Source organism: Acinetobacter sp. 25-47-130, from assembly GCF_056779705.1.
Genome location: NZ_JBWYII010000011.1, coordinates 1 through 19,192 on the forward strand (window position 1 = coordinate 1; position 19,192 = coordinate 19,192).

20 protein-coding genes are annotated in these 19,192 nt (G+C 39.6%); 9 read left to right on the forward strand and 11 right to left on the reverse strand.

The features are described from left to right. The 3 genes from AC1M83_RS11930 to AC1M83_RS11940 all read right to left on the reverse strand — a co-directional run. Positions 1-157 (reverse strand): thiolase family protein (locus AC1M83_RS11930; protein WP_481590811.1); only part of this gene is annotated, 157 nt, incomplete at its 3' end. A 23-nt stretch (positions 158-180) separates the two neighbouring features. Continuing rightward, positions 181-834: a 3-oxoacid CoA-transferase subunit B gene (locus AC1M83_RS11935; protein ID WP_481590763.1), complete on the reverse strand. Its 654-nt coding sequence runs from the start codon at positions 832-834 to the stop codon at positions 181-183. Between the two features lie 20 nt (positions 835-854). Beyond that, positions 855-1,526, reverse strand: coding sequence for a 3-oxoacid CoA-transferase subunit A (locus tag AC1M83_RS11940; protein ID WP_481590764.1), 672 nt, complete (start codon positions 1,524-1,526; stop codon positions 855-857). Between the two features lie 272 nt (positions 1,527-1,798). Here AC1M83_RS11940 and pcaU point away from each other — a divergent pair, with 272 nt between their 5' ends. Further along, a complete protein-coding gene (pcaU, locus tag AC1M83_RS11945; protein WP_481587829.1) occupies positions 1,799-2,623 on the forward strand; it encodes an IclR family transcriptional regulator PcaU in 825 nt (274 codons plus the stop codon). Between the two features lie 77 nt (positions 2,624-2,700). Here the strand turns inward: pcaU and pobA are convergent, their stop codons facing one another. Continuing rightward, positions 2,701-3,891 (reverse strand): 4-hydroxybenzoate 3-monooxygenase, encoded by a 1,191-nt coding sequence (gene pobA / locus AC1M83_RS11950; RefSeq protein WP_481590765.1) that lies wholly within the window; start codon positions 3,889-3,891, stop codon positions 2,701-2,703. A 155-nt stretch (positions 3,892-4,046) separates the two neighbouring features. On the opposite strand from pobA, the gene AC1M83_RS11955 reads away from it, so the two are divergent. From AC1M83_RS11955 to AC1M83_RS11980, 6 genes are all read left to right on the forward strand, one after another. Continuing rightward, positions 4,047-4,856, forward strand: coding sequence for an IclR family transcriptional regulator domain-containing protein (locus tag AC1M83_RS11955; RefSeq protein ID WP_180000496.1), 810 nt, complete (start codon positions 4,047-4,049; stop codon positions 4,854-4,856). Positions 4,857-5,221: 365 nt separating this feature from the next. Beyond that, positions 5,222-6,568: an MFS transporter gene (locus AC1M83_RS11960; protein ID WP_035269629.1), complete on the forward strand. Its 1,347-nt coding sequence runs from the start codon at positions 5,222-5,224 to the stop codon at positions 6,566-6,568. 64 nt (positions 6,569-6,632) lie between these two features. Then, positions 6,633-7,898, forward strand: coding sequence for an OprD family outer membrane porin (locus AC1M83_RS11965; RefSeq protein WP_481590766.1), 1,266 nt, complete (start codon positions 6,633-6,635; stop codon positions 7,896-7,898). Positions 7,899-8,038: 140 nt separating this feature from the next. Then, a complete protein-coding gene (locus AC1M83_RS11970; RefSeq protein WP_180028018.1) occupies positions 8,039-8,617 on the forward strand; it encodes a nuclear transport factor 2 family protein in 579 nt (192 codons plus the stop codon). Beyond that, a complete protein-coding gene (locus AC1M83_RS11975; RefSeq protein WP_481590767.1) occupies positions 8,587-9,087 on the forward strand; it encodes a chalcone isomerase family protein in 501 nt (166 codons plus the stop codon). Before AC1M83_RS11970 ends, AC1M83_RS11975 begins: the two co-directional genes overlap by 31 nt. A 10-nt stretch (positions 9,088-9,097) precedes the next feature. Continuing rightward, entirely contained in the window at positions 9,098-9,781 is a 684-nt protein-coding gene (locus tag AC1M83_RS11980; protein ID WP_092768268.1) for a response regulator transcription factor, read from the forward strand. 68 nt (positions 9,782-9,849) lie between these two features. Here the strand turns inward: AC1M83_RS11980 and AC1M83_RS11985 are convergent, their stop codons facing one another. From AC1M83_RS11985 to AC1M83_RS12015, 7 genes are read right to left on the reverse strand one after another with little or no spacing between them, the layout of a single operon-like run. Beyond that, entirely contained in the window at positions 9,850-11,193 is a 1,344-nt protein-coding gene (locus AC1M83_RS11985) for a sensor histidine kinase (protein WP_035269429.1), read from the reverse strand. A gap of 44 nt (positions 11,194-11,237) precedes the next feature. After that, positions 11,238-12,287 (reverse strand): SAM-dependent methyltransferase, encoded by a 1,050-nt coding sequence (locus AC1M83_RS11990; protein ID WP_481590768.1) that lies wholly within the window; start codon positions 12,285-12,287, stop codon positions 11,238-11,240. Positions 12,288-12,295: 8 nt separating this feature from the next. After that, positions 12,296-13,075, reverse strand: coding sequence for a DUF1295 domain-containing protein (locus tag AC1M83_RS11995; RefSeq protein WP_481590769.1), 780 nt, complete (start codon positions 13,073-13,075; stop codon positions 12,296-12,298). 20 nt (positions 13,076-13,095) lie between these two features. Next, a complete protein-coding gene (locus AC1M83_RS12000) occupies positions 13,096-14,292 on the reverse strand; it encodes an SAM-dependent methyltransferase (protein ID WP_035269391.1) in 1,197 nt (398 codons plus the stop codon). Between the two features lies 1 nt (position 14,293). After that, a complete protein-coding gene (locus AC1M83_RS12005; protein WP_481590770.1) occupies positions 14,294-15,082 on the reverse strand; it encodes a DUF1365 domain-containing protein in 789 nt (262 codons plus the stop codon). A gap of 8 nt (positions 15,083-15,090) precedes the next feature. Next, the gene (locus AC1M83_RS12010; protein WP_481590771.1) at positions 15,091-16,377 is read right to left on the reverse strand and encodes an NAD(P)/FAD-dependent oxidoreductase; all 1,287 of its coding nucleotides are present in this window, start codon (positions 16,375-16,377) and stop codon (positions 15,091-15,093) included. Continuing rightward, positions 16,374-17,348 (reverse strand): acyl-CoA desaturase, encoded by a 975-nt coding sequence (locus AC1M83_RS12015; protein ID WP_481590772.1) that lies wholly within the window; start codon positions 17,346-17,348, stop codon positions 16,374-16,376. Before AC1M83_RS12015 ends, AC1M83_RS12010 begins: the two co-directional genes overlap by 4 nt. Positions 17,349-17,771: 423 nt before the next feature. On the opposite strand from AC1M83_RS12015, the gene AC1M83_RS12020 reads away from it, so the two are divergent. Continuing rightward, a complete protein-coding gene (locus tag AC1M83_RS12020) occupies positions 17,772-18,404 on the forward strand; it encodes a paraquat-inducible protein A (RefSeq protein ID WP_228143131.1) in 633 nt (210 codons plus the stop codon). Between the two features lie 35 nt (positions 18,405-18,439). Further along, positions 18,440-19,174, forward strand: a complete 735-nt coding sequence (locus tag AC1M83_RS12025; protein ID WP_481590812.1) for a paraquat-inducible protein A — start codon at positions 18,440-18,442, stop codon at positions 19,172-19,174. Positions 19,175-19,192: the final 18 nt, after the last annotated feature.

The following is a 19,192-nucleotide window of genomic DNA, read 5'->3' on the forward strand; positions in this document are numbered from 1 at the left end:
AAACGTCATCGACGACATTCCAATCCACAGAAGGGTTACGTTCCATTAACGCTTTTAATGGCACTGCACCTAAGTCATCCGCACGGACAGGCGCTAAACCACCGGCATAACGACCAAAAGGCGTACGGATGGCATCAATGATGTATGCGTTTTTCATAGTGTAAGATCCTAAAACCAGTCTTAAGCCTGAGTGGCATCAATGAGTTTGGCACCCGTCATCGATTGAAGCTCTTCAAAAGATAAGCCTTCAACTTTCTCAATGACTTTCATGCCATCTGCCGTCACATCAATCACACAAAGGTCCGTATAAATGCGGTCCACACATTTCAAACCTGTCGCAGGATAAGTCAGCTCAGCAACGATTTTAGGTTCGCCTTTTTTAGTGACATGATCGGTGGTAATAAAGACTTTTTTCGCACCCACGGCTAAGTCCATTGCACCACCCACAGCAGGGATCGCATCAGGTGCACCGGTATGCCAGTTTGCAAGATCACCATTTTCAGCGACTTGGAAAGCACCCAGTACCGCGATGTCTAAATGACCACCACGCATCATGGCAAATGAATCACCATGATGGAAGAAAGCTCCGCCTTCTAGCAGGGTTACAAACTCTTTACCCGCGTTAATTAACTCAGGGTCACGGTCTTCTTCCGCAGGGGGGGGACCAAAGGTCAATAAACCATTTTCAGAATGTAAAAAGACATCTTTGTCAGAAGGTAAGTAACTCGAGATTTTAGTTGGTAAACCAATCCCAAGGTTGACATAAGCACCATCAGGAATATCTTGTGCAACACGTTCAGCAATTTGATCACGGGTTAATTTTTGATAACTCATTTTATTTCTCCAATCTCAAATTACTGCGCAGGTTGAACTTGTACAACGTGTTGTACAAAGATCCCAGGGGTGATGATGTGTTCAGGATCTAAGGCACCGAGGTCCACGACTTCTGATACTTGTGCGATGGTGATATCTGCTGCCATGGCCATAATTGGACCAAAGTTACGTGCAGATTTACGGTACACCAAGTTCCCCCAGCGATCGCCCTTATGCGCTTTAATTAACGCAAAGTCAGCTTTGATTGGATTTTCTAAAACGTAGTCTTTACCTTCATAATTCATGGTTGGTTTGCCTTCAGCGAGCAAAGTACCAAAACCTGTTGGTGTGTAGATTGGACCTAAGCCCATACCCGCCGCTTGAATACGGCAAGCCAAGTTGCCTTGCGGTACAAGTTCTAACTCGATTTTGCCTGCACGGTAGAGTTCATCGAAGACATAAGAGTCAGACTGACGAGGAAAAGAACAGATGATTTTACGTACAGCGCCTGCTTGTAACAGTTTAGCCAAGCCGTAATCACCATTACCTGCGTTGTTGTTGACGATCACTAAGTCTTTAATACCGAGTTCAATTAAGCCATCAATGAGTTCAGCAGGCTGACCTGCGGTACCAAACCCACCAATCATAATGGTTGAACCGTCTTTAATTTGGGATAAAGCTTCAACTAAAGACTGTGACGATTTATCGATCATCCAACAACTCCCTCTGTACAACATATTTTAATATTTGGGGAATCCACGATTAGCGCAATTTCAATCTGGACGGAGATTGAAATATGCAACTAAATCGCTTGGATTCCGTCATTCCATTCTTGATAAATTACAAAGCTTGAGCTACCTTGAAAAAAGGTTTTTGTACGATTTACAGATTTTTTGTTCGATGATCGAACAATATCTTGAGTATATTGCTCAAGATTCTAAATCAGCATCAATAATTCAATTTTTAAAATAGCAAGGAAAATGCTGTGTCTACAGAATCAGACTCAAGGAACAGACAACTTCAAAATCCAGATAATAAAAAGTGGATTCGTCATGAAGACTTTATTGCAGGTATCAGCAAAGGACTTGCTATCTTGGATTGTTTTGCAAATGACCGTCACCGTTTAAATGTGACCATGGCTGCAGAAAAAACAGGGTTGACTCGAGCCGCTGCAAGGCGACATTTAATGACTTTAGAATATTTAGGTTATTTAGAGTTTGATGGTCATTACTATTATTTAACACCTAAAGTTTTAAAGTTTTCAGGTGCATATTTAAGTGGTGCACAGCTGCCTAAAATTGCTCAGCCATTGTTGAATTTACTTACTCAGCAAACTTCTCTCATTTATTCCGTGATGGTATTAGATGGCTACGAAGCTATTACGATTGCACGTAGTGCAGCGCATCAACAGACTGATCGTGTTAATCCTTATGGATTACATTTAGGTAACCGACTACCCGCTCATGCGACATCTGCAGGGAAAATTTTATTAAGTTATTTATCCAAGGAAGCACAACAAGAATGGTTGGAAAAATATCCACTCAAAGCACTCACCAAATATACGTATACCGATAATGAGAAATTTATAAAATTATTAGCAGAAGTTAGAGCTGATGAATATTGTTACTCAGCTGAAGAACATGAGTTAGGCGTACATGCTTTGGCTGTACCTATTCACAATCATCGTGCTGATGTTGTCGCAGCATTGAACATTGTGTCACCGACAGGTAAAACCAGTAAGGAATATTTAATTCAGTATATTCTGCCCTTATTACAGCAAACCTCGATTGAATTTAGACAATTTGTTTAATAAAAAAACACACCAAATTGTGGAGCAATTTGGTGTGCGCTAAAAATTAGCCAATGGATTAGACTTAACGTCGAGGATTAACTCGCTTTTTGGAGTGGTAGTCCAACATAGTTTTCAGCAAGCGTAGTTTGACCTGCTTCTGAACCAAGAATATAACTTAATTCAGCTTGTTTAATTTTATGCTCGAATTCGGTTTCTGTCTCAAAACGATGTAATAAATGAGTCATCCACCAAGAGAAACGCTCTGCTTTCCATACACGTTTTAAACAATTTTCAGAATACTGCTCAATCCCCTGCTCAGAACCCGTTTGATAATATTCAATGAGAGCTTGAGAAAGATACGCAATATCAGATGCAGCGAGGTTTAAACCTTTAGCTCCTGTTGGCGGTACAATATGAGCAGCATCACCCGCCAAGAACATTTTACCAAAACGCATTGGTTCAGTGACAAAACTACGTAATGGCGCAATACTCTTCTCAATTGATGGACCAGTCACGAGCTTTTCACGGCTTTCAGGATCTAGACGATTTTTTAACTCTTCCCAAAATTGCTCATCTGACCAATTTTCAACTTTATCCGTTAACGGTACTTGTAGATAATAGCGACTTCTCGTGTTAGAACGCATACTGCATAATGCAAATCCACGATCAGATTGCACATAAATTAGTTCCTCCGCAACAGGAGGTACATCTGCCAATACCCCTAACCAGCCAAATGGATAGACTTTCTCAAAAGTTTTAATTTTGTCTTCTGGCACACTGGCACGGCACACACCATGGTACCCATCACAACCTGCGATAAAATCACATTCAACTTTAACTTGCTGACCATTATGCTCAAAAGTAACACTTGGTTGACCGTAGAAATCATGTACTTGAACGTTAGCTGATTCATAGTATGAAGTGAGTTGAGCCGCTGTGCGAGCCTGCATTAAATCTTTGGTGACTTCAGTTTGGCCATATACCGTAACTTGTTTACCACCCGTCAACTGCGTTAAATCAACACGGTGCTTTTCACCATTGGTTAGAATTTCAATACCCTGATGAGGTAACCCTTTTTCACGGAGTTGCTGATCCACACCAGCTTCAGTCAATAAATCTACTGAAACTTGCTCTAAAATCCCAGCACGGATACGACTGGCAACATATTCAGCACTACGCTGTTCAATTAAAATATGATCAATACCCGCTTTATAGAGCAGTTGACCGAGTAATAAACCTGCTGGACCTGAACCAATAATCGCGACTTTGGTTTTTAAAATTTCCATATTGCAAACACCCTCAATTTTTTTCCTTTTGTAAAACCTAATGAAATTCCAACTGAGGTACTAGACTTTAGCCCTAAATACGACCGAATTTAGTGACAAATGACCGATCATCGGACAAGATATCAGAATTAAAGGGTGTAAATCAGAGCAATATCATGCGCAATGAATTGATTTCAAATGCTAAAAATAAAGAAGTAATTCAATATGATGATTATATTGCAGGCCTTGCTAAAGGTTTGAATCTATTAGAGTGCTTTGGTGTTGAACGTCAAAAATTAAATGTCACCCAAATTGCTGAACGTACAGGATTGAGTCGCAGCGCAGCACGACGATATTTAAGAACTTTAAAATTTTTAGGTTATTTAGACACAGATGAACATTTTTATTGGCTCACCTACAAAGTTTTACGCTTTTCAAGTGCTTATCTAAGCTCTGCATATTTGCCAAAAGTCGCTCAACCTATGCTGAATTTACTCAGTATCAAAACTGCACTGAGCTATTCAGTCACGGTACTCGATGAACATGAAGTCGTACCTGTTGCGAAAAGTGTTCCACAACAGAACGAATCATCTAAAATGAGTCCGTTGGGTATTCATCTAGGTAATCGCCTTCCAGCCTACGCCACCTCAACAGGTAAAATACTACTCTCAAGATTGAGCCATGATGAACTTAATCAATGGCTTGCACAATATCCACTCAAGAGATTAACGCCTTTTACCATCATAGATCATCAAAAGTTTATAAACACTATTGCAACTGTTCAAAAACAAGACTATTGCATTTCTACAGAAGAACATGAATTGGGAATTATTGCTTTAGCTGTCCCTATTCTCAACATGCAAGGTGATACTGTAGCCGCACTCAACTGTATCGGATCCAGCCACAGAATTACAGAAACATATTTAATCCAAAATATTTTGCCCCAGCTTAAACAAGTAGCTCATGATTTGCGCGCTATTTTATAAAATTAGGAAGATTCGAATGAACTTTTAAGATTTTTTTCCTTTCTTTAACTGAGGCGTTCATTTTTTTAATCCCTAGTACTTTAGTATATTTTTCAAGTACTTCTTCGCAAATATGGATCCATTTAATCTAAAATATATCTAAGTTAATATTTTTTTGCTTGAATTTGGATCCAATAATGCTAAATTCATGCACATTGCAGACGTGTTGATTATTTCATCAATACCAGAATATGGACGGGTTCTGACTGCGATGAACACCTTAAACATTACTAGGATGACTTCTGAAGTCTGCCTACGTTTATGACATGTAATCACATGCCACACGTAGTGCTTTTCAATGAGGTCTTATTCCATGGAGAAAGTAAATGGTTCAGAACCCGCGTGAGGAAATGAATAACAAGACCATGAATGGGTTTCAGTGGTTTGTTATCGGTATCTGTATTTTATTAAATGTTATTGATGGCTTTGACGTTCTTGTCATGGCCTTTACTGCTGCATCTGTTTCTGCCGAGTGGGGACTGACTGGCGCTGAACTTGGTGCACTATTGAGTGCTGGCTTATTTGGTATGGGTGCTGGCTCACTATTTCTTGCACCTTGGGCAGACAAAATCGGTCGCCGCCCACTCATCTTACTTTGCCTACTTATCTCTGGAGTAAGTATGGTTGCAGCATCATTTGCTCAGACTGCAATGCAACTTGGCATGATGCGTTTTGTGACTGGTTTAGGCATCGGCGGTATTCTCGCAAGTAGTAATGTTATTGCAAGTGAGTACGCATCTCTGCGTTGGAGAAGTCTCGCAGTCAGCTTACAATGTACAGGTTACGCGATTGGTGCAACCGTTGGTGGGATTATTGCAATTGCGCTTATCAGCAATTTCGGATGGCGTGCAGTCTTCTTAACAGGTGGTTTAGCGACTTTGTTCATGTTGGTCGTGTCTTATTTCACCTTACCAGAATCACTTGATTACCTTTTGGTTAAACAGCCAAAAAATGCTCTAGAACGTATTAATGTTTTAGCTAAGAAAATTAATATTACCCCATTACAGCAACTTCCTACAGTCACTATGACCAGCGAACAAGCAAAGAGTGGTTTGGCACGTTTGTTCAGCGCTAAATTGGCACTTCAAACGATTTGTATCTGGTTTAGCTTCTTCTTCGTTATGTTTGGTTTCTACTTCGTCATGAGTTGGACACCAAAAATCTTATCTGCAAATGGAATGACCACTGAACAAGGTGTAACAGCAGGTGTCCTGATTAGTGCTGGCGGTATGTTTGGTGCTGCGCTGTTAGGTCTGATTAGTTCACGTATCCGTATTTACTATGTTCAAGCGGCTTTCCTTGCCTTAACTGCAATCTTGATCTGGTTATTTGTGAACAGTACTGGTTCACTCATGATCGCTTTCATTCTTGCTTTATTCCTTGGCATGATGTCAAACGGATGTGTCGCAGGTCTATATGCGATGTCTCCTGCAATCTATGATGCTGATGTTCGTGCGACTGGTGTAGGTTATGCGATTGGTTTTGGTCGTGTAGGCGGTATTTTGTCTCCACTAGTTGCAGGTGCTTTCCTCGACAGTGGTATCTCATCACTTGTACTTTACGGTTATTATGCGTTGGCATTCGTTGCAGCCATTATCATGGTATTAAGCATTTCAAAACTCAAAAATAAAGAAACTGCACAATTGCATTTCCAACAACCAACATCTGCATAATCATTTTTTAAATACTTTAGAGCTAGACAAGACGTCTAGCTCCACTTTTCATATAGGGACAATAATGAGATTTTCTGCAATCTTTTTAGGGGTAATTGCGTCTGGATTTCTATCAACAGCGCAAGCAAATTCATTTATAGATGAATCATCAGTCACTCTAACAGCTCGCAATTTTTATTTTGATCGCGCATATACACAAGATGAATCAGGTAAAGATCAGAAAGACTGGGCTCAAGGTTTTATCTTTAAAGCTAATTCAGGCTATACACCAGGTACCGTAGGACTAGGTTTAGACATTATGGCACTGGCCGGTTTTAATCTTTTAGGCAGTGATGCCGACGATTATGCAGCTTCGGGATTACTACCAAGCAGTCCATCAGGTAAAGCTGATCAGTATGGAGAAATTCGCTGGACGGCAAAAGCGAAAGTGGGCAAATCGACTTTACATGGGGGTACACTCGCACCAATGTTCCCTGTTTTGTTCTCTTCACCAGCTCGTTTATTCCAGCAAAATTATCGAGGTACACATCTTCAAATCAACGAAGTAGATAATTTGAAAATTCATGCCCTGTATGTGGATCGTGTGAATCAACGTGATTCAACAGATTATGAAAAAATTAAAGTTGGCAATCCTAATAATCGATTTAAGACTGCTGCCGAATCATCTGGCTTACACATGCTTGGTGCTGAATATAAATTTAACGATCAAATTAGTGCGCAACTCTTTCATGCCAACCTTCATGATGTTTATCACCAAAATTTCATTGGTGCAAAAAGCAAACATGATATAGGTATTGGGCATTTATTAGGGGATGTACGCCTGTTTGTGAGTGAAGACTCAGGTCAAGCTCGTGCAGGACATATTGAAAATCAACATTTGAGCGGTATTTTTGGGCTTAACCGTAACAATCATACTTTCAGTTTGGGCTATATGCAGTCTTTTGGTGATACAGCTCTTCCGACCTTAGCGGGTTCAGAGCCAGCAGTGTTCTTAGATAGTATGAGTGCTGATTTCACCAACATTAATGAAAAAGTCTATCACGCACGCTATGACTATGACTTTAAAGACACTTCATTGAAAGGTCTAAAGTTTATGACTCGCTATAGTAAAGGCGATGATATTGAAATTCGTAACACCGACAATCAGACGTTTGAACAAGATGCTCTTGATTTCGAGCTCAGCTATCGTGTTCCAACGGGTAAACTCGAAGGTTTAAATATTCGTACACGTTATAGTCGCTACCGTAACGATATCCCACCAGTAGGTATGGCATTTAAGTCGGATGACGAAATGCGTGTCAACATTGATTACACTTGGAAATTTAAATAAAACAAAGTTAAAGGGAGTTCAACGGAACTCCCTTTAACACAAATATCTTTCATCGAACACAGCTCATATTTTAATTTCACATCCATTTCACAAGATTGCCAGTAGATTAAAAAATAAGAATAAATTAGTGGATTGAGATCATGAAACACGTCAAAAAAATTGTGGCTGCGACATTGAGCCTTCCTCTACTCTTTTTATCAGGCTGTGCAAGTATTCCAAGTTACTCTGATGATTATGCTCAAGCAAGATCGACAGTTCAAGGCATCACCATGACGCCTGCCAAAGCTCAAGATATAGGGGTTCGTTTTACCAGTGCATTCAATACCTTAGGTACACCTGAATTCACTAACCGAGCAAGCAATCTGTATGCTGACAGTTTATATATCAATGACACACTTTCACAATTTAGTAAGCGTGAAAATCTAGTCGAACATTTCAAAGGTATGAACAACCGTGTCAGTAATGTTTCAGTCAAATTGCTCAACACATCACATTTTGACGACTCAGCCTATGTGCATTGGCGTATGGCATATGATTTTAAAATCTTCGGTACAACTCGAAGCATGGAATCACATGGAATCAGTGAAATAAAAATCAATGAGCAAGACAAAATTGTGTTCCAGCAAGACTTTTGGGACCCAGCTGATGGCTTATTTCGCTCACTACCATATGCTGGAGGGTTATACGCATGGTTATTACCTTTCAAAAAATCGCAATAATTACCCTCTCTGCTTTGAGTCTATTCTTATTACCACTCACGCATGCACAAAGTGTGCGTGAGTGTGGTCAAGGAGACCTCAAAGTCGGACAAAAAAATGTCGGTAAAGCAACTTATTTCGCTCAAAATTGTCAAAGCACTTGGAAGAATCAAGATATTCGCATGGACTTTGCTTATACTCAACATATTCCAGAATGGGCTTTTAAAAAGGCTGCAACGCACTTTCTCAAACGAAATGTCAAACAAGCCAATACGTTGAAACAGCTTGACCAGATCACACAATTGTATCAACCGGTTCGATCTGGTGATATTTACAGTCTAAGCTATACCCATACGACCCAGACTTTAACTTTGAGTCTAAATCAAAAAATTTTGGGTAAAATTCAATACATGAATGCCAATGATTATTTTAAAATTTGGCTGGGTTCGTCTCCATTTAGTGATACTTTAAAAAAGCAATTATTGGACTAATCGTGTCGACATGACTAAACATTTTATTTTAATGGTCGAAGATCATTACGAACTTGCTTCAACATTATGTGAATTTTTAGAAGAGCATAATTTTGTGGTTGATCATGCGCGTAATTTGGATGTGGCACGTCAACTGCTCAAGCAACATCCTTATCATATTCTACTGTTAGATATTAATTTACCTGACGGTACAGGGTATGACCTGTGTGAATGGCTTCGCAACGAACAAGGACTCGACCTCCCGGTACTGATGCTGACTGCTCGTGATACTTTGGATGATAAATTAAAAGGTTTCCGAGCAGGTACAGATGATTATTTAGTCAAACCATTTGATTTTAATGAATTGGTTTATCGTGTTCGTGCACTGATCAAACGCTCATTAGGAGAAGTATCTAACAGCCAAATCAAAATTCACGATCTCACATTAGACCCTGCTTTACAGCAAATCACTCGTGCAGGTCAAATGATCGAACTGCCACCTATTCAATTCAAACTTTTAAAATTACTTATGCGAAACTCACCTAAAGTGCTCACTAAACAGGAGATCATGCTTGAGTTATGGGGGGATGAAGAACCAGAAAGCGATGCACTCAGAAGCCATATCTATAATTTAAGAAAAATGGTCGATAAGCCGTTTGAACAAAAATTAATACACACCGTTTCAGGGGTAGGTCTAAAGATCGCAGTTGAATAAAACTAGTTACTACTGAAAAAACTAGTTACTACTGAATTCGCACTTCAGATCAAATTCCTCCAAATACACTATTTTGGAGGCTGATCATTCAAGTAAACGACCACAATCAGTCCTGAACTGAGTGACAAGTCAACTTTTGGATGAGTCATCAAATAGTATTCACGATCAAATAACTCTACTCTCCAGCCAAGTTGTTTACATAATTTTTGAACCAGTTGTAGCCCGATACCATGACCTTTGATATCGAGTTGCAGCTGCTGATTCGTTAGTTCTTGCACCTTAGAGTTATTCGGTAAATCAATCCCGATACCATTATCTGCGACCAACACTTTATTTTTTTCGAGAATGACATTAATGCTTGTACCTTGAGAGTAATTCAATGCATTTCTTAAAATATTGCTAAACACCATTTTTGTCATCGATGGATATAAATGACGTTTGACCTCATTAACTTCGATGTTTAAATCGATACTCATTCCTTTTGCCAAACTGACACTATTCAAGTCACTTACAACATCTTGAAGCAGTTCTGATAAGCGTGTTTTTTCACTTTGTAAATTGCTTGTGGTATTTCGAGCAATCGCCAAAAGTGTATCGACCAATAACTGCATATCTTCGATTGTGTTTTGCAATCGAGTAAAAGATTTGTTATCACCATAACGGGCCTGACAAAGTTGTACATTGCCCTTCAATATTGTGAGCGGTGTTCGAAGTTCATGACTAACATCGCCAGTAAACTCTCTTTCACGCTGAATGAATTCGCTTAGAACTTGATGATATTTTTCAAGTGCTTGCTTGAGATATTCAGCCTCCAAATTAGAATCTGTTTTAATTTCTTTAAATGGTGATGCTCGATTATTCTGATGTTCCCAATCGATATGTTCGAGTGCATTGGCTAAGCGTGTGATGGGCGAAAAATAGCGGCGTGCACGGCGATTCCACCACCACAGCACACTGTATAGCAAAAATAAGCTGACCATGAGTGGCGCTAAACCAAACAGCCAAATAAGTTTATTAACATTACTTTCACCAAACACTAAAAAAACGTGTTCACCATTGCGTGTCCCATAAACCGTCATCCGGTCTTTACCATCGATATAGTGTCGATGTACACCCGATTGGAGTTTTAAATTACGAAATTCAGAGGGGGCTAACTCGTCATCGGACCAACGATATCCATATAAATTTTTAGTGTCGGGTAAAGCAGCTTCTGGATTACGCTCCATACGCTGCCAGTAATGCTCCATCTCCTGTTCGAGCGCTGTGGTCAGCAATGTTCCTTTAATGACCCAAGCACTGCAACCAATCCCAATCACAATAGACAAGGCAATAAGACCAATTTGTAGCCAATAATAGCGGTTAAACACCTCACCCAAAGGATGATCGCGTTTATCCCTAAATAGCCTCATCATGGACATGTACCCTCTTCACCTTATCGCTAAAATTAGTTTGAACTTCAAACAGCTCGCTTCTTAAACAAATAATGGCAGATCACCCACTCACGACCTTTGTCATAACCAAACAGTTCTGCACAAGCCATGAAAAAGATTCTCCAACGTTGCCACCAGATTTCCGCATCTTGACCATAAGTTTGCTTAAATAGTGGTTTAAGTAAGTCCTTTTTTTGGTCCATATTATTTAACCATGCATTGGCTGTATGTTCATACTGTTGTCCAGACCATTGCCATTGGTTTTCTAACTGTAAATGATCCTGAAAGTGCAGGAAAGTCGAAACAGCAGGCATTAAACCGCCTGTAAAAAAATATTTAGACATCCAGTCATAATCATTTTTAACTTCAAATGGATAGTGAATAAATCGATGGCAGAAAATATGACACCACAATAAACCATCTGCTTTGAGCCATTGGCTAATATTGGCAAATAATCGCTGATAGTTTCGAACATGCTCAAACATTTCAACGGATACAACACGATCAAAAGAGTTTTGCTCCAACTCGAGTTGATTTACATCACAGGTGATGACTGTCAAATTGTTAAATTGCTTTTCTTTGGCTTGTTGTTGAATGTGAAGACGTTGAGTATTGGAGTTTGAGACTACCGTAATGTTGGCATTTGGATAATGCTCTGCCATATACAAACTGAGTGATCCCCAACCACAGCCTATTTCTAAGATGTCCTGACCATCTTGTAATTGCGCACGTTCACAGTAGACCTGCAGGGCATTTTCCTCAGCTTGATCTAAACTGGTTTTAGCATCATGGAATAAACTGGCACTGTATTTTAAACGCTTGCCCAAAACGGCCTGAAAGAATGCTGTAGGCAATTCATAATGTTGTTCATTTGCCTTGTCTGTATCAATCGCGATTTCACTTTTTTTCAAGTCTCTTAATACATCCATATAACGCTGTGAAGCGAATACAGGGTCAAAACGACCTTCTTGCTCAAGACGTTTTTTGCAAAGTGCTTGGATACCAAGACGAATCACTTGATCTGGAACTTTGCCACTTTCAATGAGTTTTAACGATTGTTGAACGATTGAATCCATGTAATTACCTACTTTTTCGGTGGCCAAGGAAGAAACATTGATGTTTTTTGTTGGTACATCTTGTAGTTTGCACCACGATTTTTGAGTGCTTGCTGTTCACTAAATGGAATACCCGTGAGGTAGTACAAAAAGAGCCACATCAACACTGGATAGATCCACAACCAAGGCGTTCCCGCCGCTATACCTAAGATTGGATAAGCAAACCAATGTATCCATTCAAAAAAGTAATTCGGATGGCGTGAATATTTCCATAACCCTTGATCCATCGTTTTGCCACGATTATTCGGGTTCAATTTAAATTGATACAACTGATGATCTGCGAGTGCCTCACCAATAAATGCAACCAGCATGATTAATCCTGAAATCAGCAGCAGCAGTTCTGTCGAGTTACTCCACTGCATCGCAGGTATACTGAGCAATTTGATCATTGGATATGAGAATAAGGAGATCAACCCAGCCTGAAATAGAAAAAAGAGAAGAAAACCTAAATGTTGAAAGTCTCCCATCGCACGGCGCATATTGGCATAACGCGTGTCCTCAGCATCTTCTCGGATATATCTTCTGAATAAATGCCATGCTAAACGGAGAAACCAAAGACCACTCGCGATCGCTAGAAAAATGCGAACAGATGTAGGGGCTTCATTCATTACATTTGCTGCGATGAGGACATTTAAAGCTATTCCAAAGCTCCAAATGACATCGACCAAACCTGCACGATGATTAAATGTCACCGAAATCCATGCACAAAGCATCAGGAAAACATTCATCACAAATAAATTGAGCAACATCGAGGTGTCCTCTCACTGATTTAGTATGGACTTGCTTCAAACAATAAATGCACATCACTAATGACGCCTTCGAGAAAACCTCCTTCGCAATAACATAAATAAAAATCCCACATGCGAATAAAGTTTTCATCAAAGCCCAGTGCTAAAACTTGCTCACGCTGTTGTAGAAAACGTTCACGCCAGCAGTGAATCGTTTGTGCATAACTTAAACCAATATCTTCAAGATGCTTTAGACGTAATTTTTGTTCTGATGCAACGTTGGTCATCACGCTGATACAAGGAATAAAACTACCTGGGAAAATGTATCTTTTGATGTAATCGACCGTACTCAATGCCTTTTCATATCGCGCATCTTCAATGGTGATGGCTTGAATAAGCGCCAAACCATTAGGTTTTAACAGCTGTCGACACTTTTCAAAATATGTCGAAAGATATTGCGCGCCAACGGCTTCAATCATTTCAATTGAAACCAATTTATCGAATTTACCTTCAAGTAAACGATAATCTTTTAATTTAACCTCAACACGATGAGACAGACCCGCAGCGTCAATTCTAGCTTTAGCTTCGTCATATTGAGCTTGAGAAATGGTAATAGTGGTCACTTTACAACCATAGTTTTGCGCAGCATAGATCGCAAAACCACCCCATCCACTGCCTATTTCAACCAAATGATCCATCGGTTGAAGTTTCAATTTTTGGCATATGATTTCTTTTTTATAATCGGATGCTTGTTCCAAAGTCATAGATTGATCTTTGAATACCGCGCTGGAGTACATCATGCTCGGATCAAGAAATAACTTAAAAAAGTCATTACTTAAATCATAATGCTCAGCAATATTTTTGCGACTACCTTCCAATGAGTTTTTACGCGATGCATACCAAGTTTTGAGCAAGAGTTGACTCGCCTTTGCTAAGGCACTTTGGTTCATGCGATCTAAAATATCGCGATTTCTCGCAAGAATTCGCACAATCTTCACTAAATCTGGTGTCGTCCAATATCCTTGAATGAAACCTTCAGCTGCACCAAGAACCCCCTGACGAAAAAGTAGATCCATCAACTTTGCATCATGGACCTCAATCACTGCGTCTAGATCACTCACCTCACCGACTGAACCCTCCCAAATCCCTTTAAAATGAATTTGGCCGTGTTTTAATTTCAGTAAATGACGTAATACCAGCGGTAGTGAAGATTGCTCTCCCATTAACAATGATTTCATATCACAGCTTATCCTTCGTTTTATTGGGATGCCGATAAAATGGAACTCTATTTATCCAAAGCTTAAAGGCATGATAATAAATACCTGCAACCATCTTGATCGGCTCAAATAGTTTAAAAACAGCATAGCGATGAAGTTGTGAAGGAAGTGTGATGGGGGTTAACTCAAAACGCATTGATGCATCGAATTGTAATTTTTCCTCTTTAAACAATTGCATAAGCACATAATTTTGTTTTTCAGCCAAACTAAACGTCCATTGATACTTCAGATCCATTGGCATGAAGGGTGACACGTGAAAAGCTTTGTCAAACTGGAAGTGGAAGCTGGTATATTCGGAATGCTGCTCCTCCCCGGTGCGACAATCGTGAACATATACCTGTCTTTCCAACCAGGGTGTATTGGTGATTTCACTAAGAATAAACTGTAATTTTTGCTGGGCATTAAATAGAAAATAAAAAACCACCGAATTAAATCTGAAGCCAAGCGTGCGCGGCAAAGCCAACACTCGAATTTCAGCGATCTGTATCTGCTCTTCTAAGGTATGTTCTTCCAATACATGCAGAACCTTCTCCCGAATCGTGCCTTGATAGTTTGCCAAGAAGTCATCAGAATCTAGGCTCAGCAAGTTCCATTTTTTCGTTGACCAAAGTATCGAAGTTTGCGCGAAGTGTTCGAGCTGTTCTGGATCAAACCACAAATACGTCAGCTGACTCTGAAAAGCATAAGGCTTAGGCAAGTAACGGCGATGACGAATGTCAGCAACTGCAATTGCAAGTGGATACAGCTGCATAAGTACTCCTAAGCGGCTTGATTCGATGAATTTAATAAGGCTTCAATCACCCATGACGCACTTCTTGCACCATCTTCATGAAAGCCCCATCCCCAATAAGCACCACAAAAATAGGTCCGATTTAAACCGTTTATTTCAGACCATCTTGACTGAGCTGCAATAGCTTCCGCATTAAATACAGGATGACGATAGTGACGCTGAACCCAGACTTTGTTTGGATCTAAATCAAAATTAGGATTTAATGTCGCAAAAATCTGAGTTTCACATTTCAAATTTTGTAGCTGATTCATCCAGTAACTAAATCCATAATGGACACTACTTTGCTGAAATGGAGTGACTTGACCCGCTCTATTCGGTGTGACATGCACATGCCAACTTGCCCACTGACGTCTTGATTTTGGCATAATGCTGGTATCTGAATGCAACACCATATGATTGTCTTGATACTGAAACTTTTCTAATATTTCTGATTCTTTAACCGTTGGTTCAGCGAGCAACTTCAATGTGTCATCTGCATGACTTGCAAATACCACCCAATCAAACCGTTCAATCCCCTGTCCCGTTTCAATACTCACGTCATTTGCTGAGCGCTTAACTGACTTCACCTCTACTTTTTTAAAATGAATGTGCTTTGCTTGAGTTTGAATTGCACGAATATATTTAGAAGACCCACCTTTTACAGTTAACCATTGTGGTCGATCTTTGAGTTGCAACATACGATGATGTTGAAAAAAACTGACTACAAATTTATATGGAATTTGACCTGCTTGCTCTACTGGGCATGACCATAATGCACCACACATCGGATAGAGATGCTCTTGCCTAAACGCATCCGAGTATCCATGCTCGTTAAGATATTGCTCAATAGTGTAATGCGGGTCGGTCTCATCCACATCAAGATCTTTATTTGCTGCATAAAATCTGAATAAATCGGACAGCATCGCTCTAAAGCGGGTCTTTAAAAAATTCTGTGGTTTGAACAATAATGAGAATTTCTTGGAAGGGTTATATTGCAGTCCTGTGACCTGATTATTAACTGAAAACCCCATATCGCTGCTTTGAGCTTGTACACCAAGCTCCTTCAACATCTCACAAAATAAAGGATAGTTGTGTTCATTAAAAACAATGAATCCGCTATCCACTGCAACTTGCTCACCATCGATCTTTAATTGATGAGTATCAGTATGCCCCCCAAAATAATTATTCTTTTCAAATACGGTCACCTCATGCAACTTACTCAACTTCCAAGCTGTATAAAGTCCTGAAATACCCGATCCAATAATTGCAATTTTCATCTTGATTCCTTTGACTGAACTTGAGAATGTTGGCGTTTGGCCATTTTCGAACGCGTAATTTTACTTGCTTCATAGACTCGAGCTGGTATGGGTTTCATTCCCCAAACCAAGCCAAACCATGACATACATTTTAAGATGTAATAGGTCACATCGATCTGCCACCAATAGAACCCTTGGCGCGTACTTCCTGCATAAAAATGATGATTGTTGTGCCAGCCTTCACCAAGTGTAATTAGAGATAAAAATAAGTTGTTGCGACTATGATCATTCGTCTCAAAATCTCGGCTTCCATAATGGTGAGCCAGTGAGTTAATGCACAATGTGGCATGAATAAGCAGAACAGTTGAAATTGCGCCTCCCCATACCAATAACTGTAAACCACTGGTTCCCCAATGCGGCCACATCCAAGCAGCCCATTCCCCAAGACCATAAATTCCGATAGCCGTCATTAATACGATCATCAAACTAAAACGATCCAACCAAATCAGCTCCGGAAACTTCAGCCAATCTTTAATGACACTTTTACGCGTTGAAAAATTATATTCATTTAAAAACCAACCAACATGGCTATACCAAAATCCATGCGTTGATGAATGTGGGTCTTGAGGAGTATCTGTATAACGATGATGATATCGATGATGTGCTGCCCACCATAATGGTCCACGCTGCGCACTCATTGTGCCGATTAAAATAAAGATAAATTGCAGCCATCTCGAAGTTTGAAAAGTTTTGTGTGACAAATAACGATGAAAAAAAGCCGTGATTGCGAACATGCGAATAAAATAAAAAAACAACATAAATGCAAAAGCAAACCAAGAAAACCCGACCCAAAACACTGCCAGACAAGCAAGATGCAGTAGGATAAAAGGAATTATTCTGAGCCATTGAATCTGTTTACTCTCAGAGGTCAATGCTTCATGTGGTACGCTTACGGACCAACTATCCAGCCATTGCATGAGGCTTTTTAACATACAGTCATCCCAAACTAAGCAATCGATCTTTATGATTTAAATAAAGTGTAGTTCTTGATATATGAAGTTTATGTGAAGCACACGCTGTATCTTGAATTTCACGCTTAATAATTGAATTTAATATTAATTTAATTTCATCATATAAACTTAACTCACCCTCATTTTGACTACACAAATGCTGATCAATGAGCACTTCAACCCTTTTTATACCCTCGTTGAGTTACATGACTGCACACTGATAAACCAAACCGAGAAGGTATGTATCTCGATTCAACAAAATAATCATAGGCAAACCTATTGAATCTAGATATAAACTATAGGGAGAAATAAAAAACCAAGAATATTGATGAAAAAGTTGAGACAACGATGTCTGAAACGAATGTAGAAACTGTATCGGATTCTAAACTCGCTCCTGATGTAAGAATGGTGCAAATCAATCAAAATTATGTTGCTTGTGAAGAGTGCGATACGCTCTTTCGTAAATCCGATTTATATAAGAATGAACGTGCCTATTGTTCGGCTTGCGGTTCCGAGCTCTATCGTAAAATTCCAACATTTAACACACTGTTGGCCTTAGTCTGTACTGCGTTAATTATCTTTGCGATTGCCAATAGTTTTTCAATTGTCAAAGTTGAACTCCAAGGCATTTATTCAGAAACCACATTATTGGGTGCGGCTTGGGCAATGTTCGAGGCAGATCGTGCTTTTGTAGGCTTTCTTATTCTGATGACCACTTTTGTTGTCCCTTTGGCCTACTTACTTCTGATGGGATATATTCTTTTGATGGCCATGTTCAATAAAAATGTTATTGCAACCCAACAGTATGCATCACTTAAACTCGCATTACGGTCACTATTTCAATTGAGAGCTTGGGGAATGGTTGAAGTCTTTCTGATCGGCGTTTTAGTCACCTTAGTGAAATTAGTGGGAATGGTGGTTGTGATTCCTGGAATTGCCTTATGGGCATTTGCCATTTTAAGTGTTTTGTTGGTCTATTTAGTATCAATCAAAATCAAAGATCTATGGAACGTAATTGATGGAAATCAAATCTCATGACCATTACTTCCACTCATACGAATCAACCCGATCAGATGAAGCATTCGCCACACCCTATGCAGAAATCTGTCTCATTAGAAACGCTTGCACCGCGTGCAATTGATCTTGAGCTTACACTTTGTCATTGCTGTGGAACACTCAACCGCATGACGTCCTTGTCTGCCATGGAACAAGCACGAAAATCCCGCTGTACTCGTTGTGATAGCCCATTACATACCCGTAAAACCCGAAGTTTAGAACGAACTCTAGCTTATTTAATTGCAGCGAGTATTCTTTATATACCAGCCAATGTTTTACCGATGACGATTACAGAATCTATTCTTGGTCGTCAACAAGACACGATTATGAGTGGAGTCATCTATTTCTGGAAAAGTGGTGACTATTTCGTTTCGTCCGTTATTTTTATTGCCAGTATATTTATTCCCCTACTGAAATTGGTCATCCTTGCTCTCCTGCTCAGTGCTGTACATTTACAAGCCTCAAAAAAAATTCACCTCTCACCGAAGCATTGCTCGATCATGTATAGAGTCGTGGAGTTTATTGGCCGTTGGTCAATGATTGATGTTTTCGTTGTCGCCATGCTAGCAGCACTAATACAAATTCAATCATTGGCAACTATTTTAGCAGGCACAGGTGCAGTCGCTTTTGGTGCAGTTGTGGTTTTGACCATGTTAGCCTCACTGAGTTTTGATCCTAGAATCATTTGGGACAACTATTACGTTTCAATTCTGAGTCAGCATGAAAAAAAAAATGACGCTACAGAACATTGAGATTTACATAAAACCCTT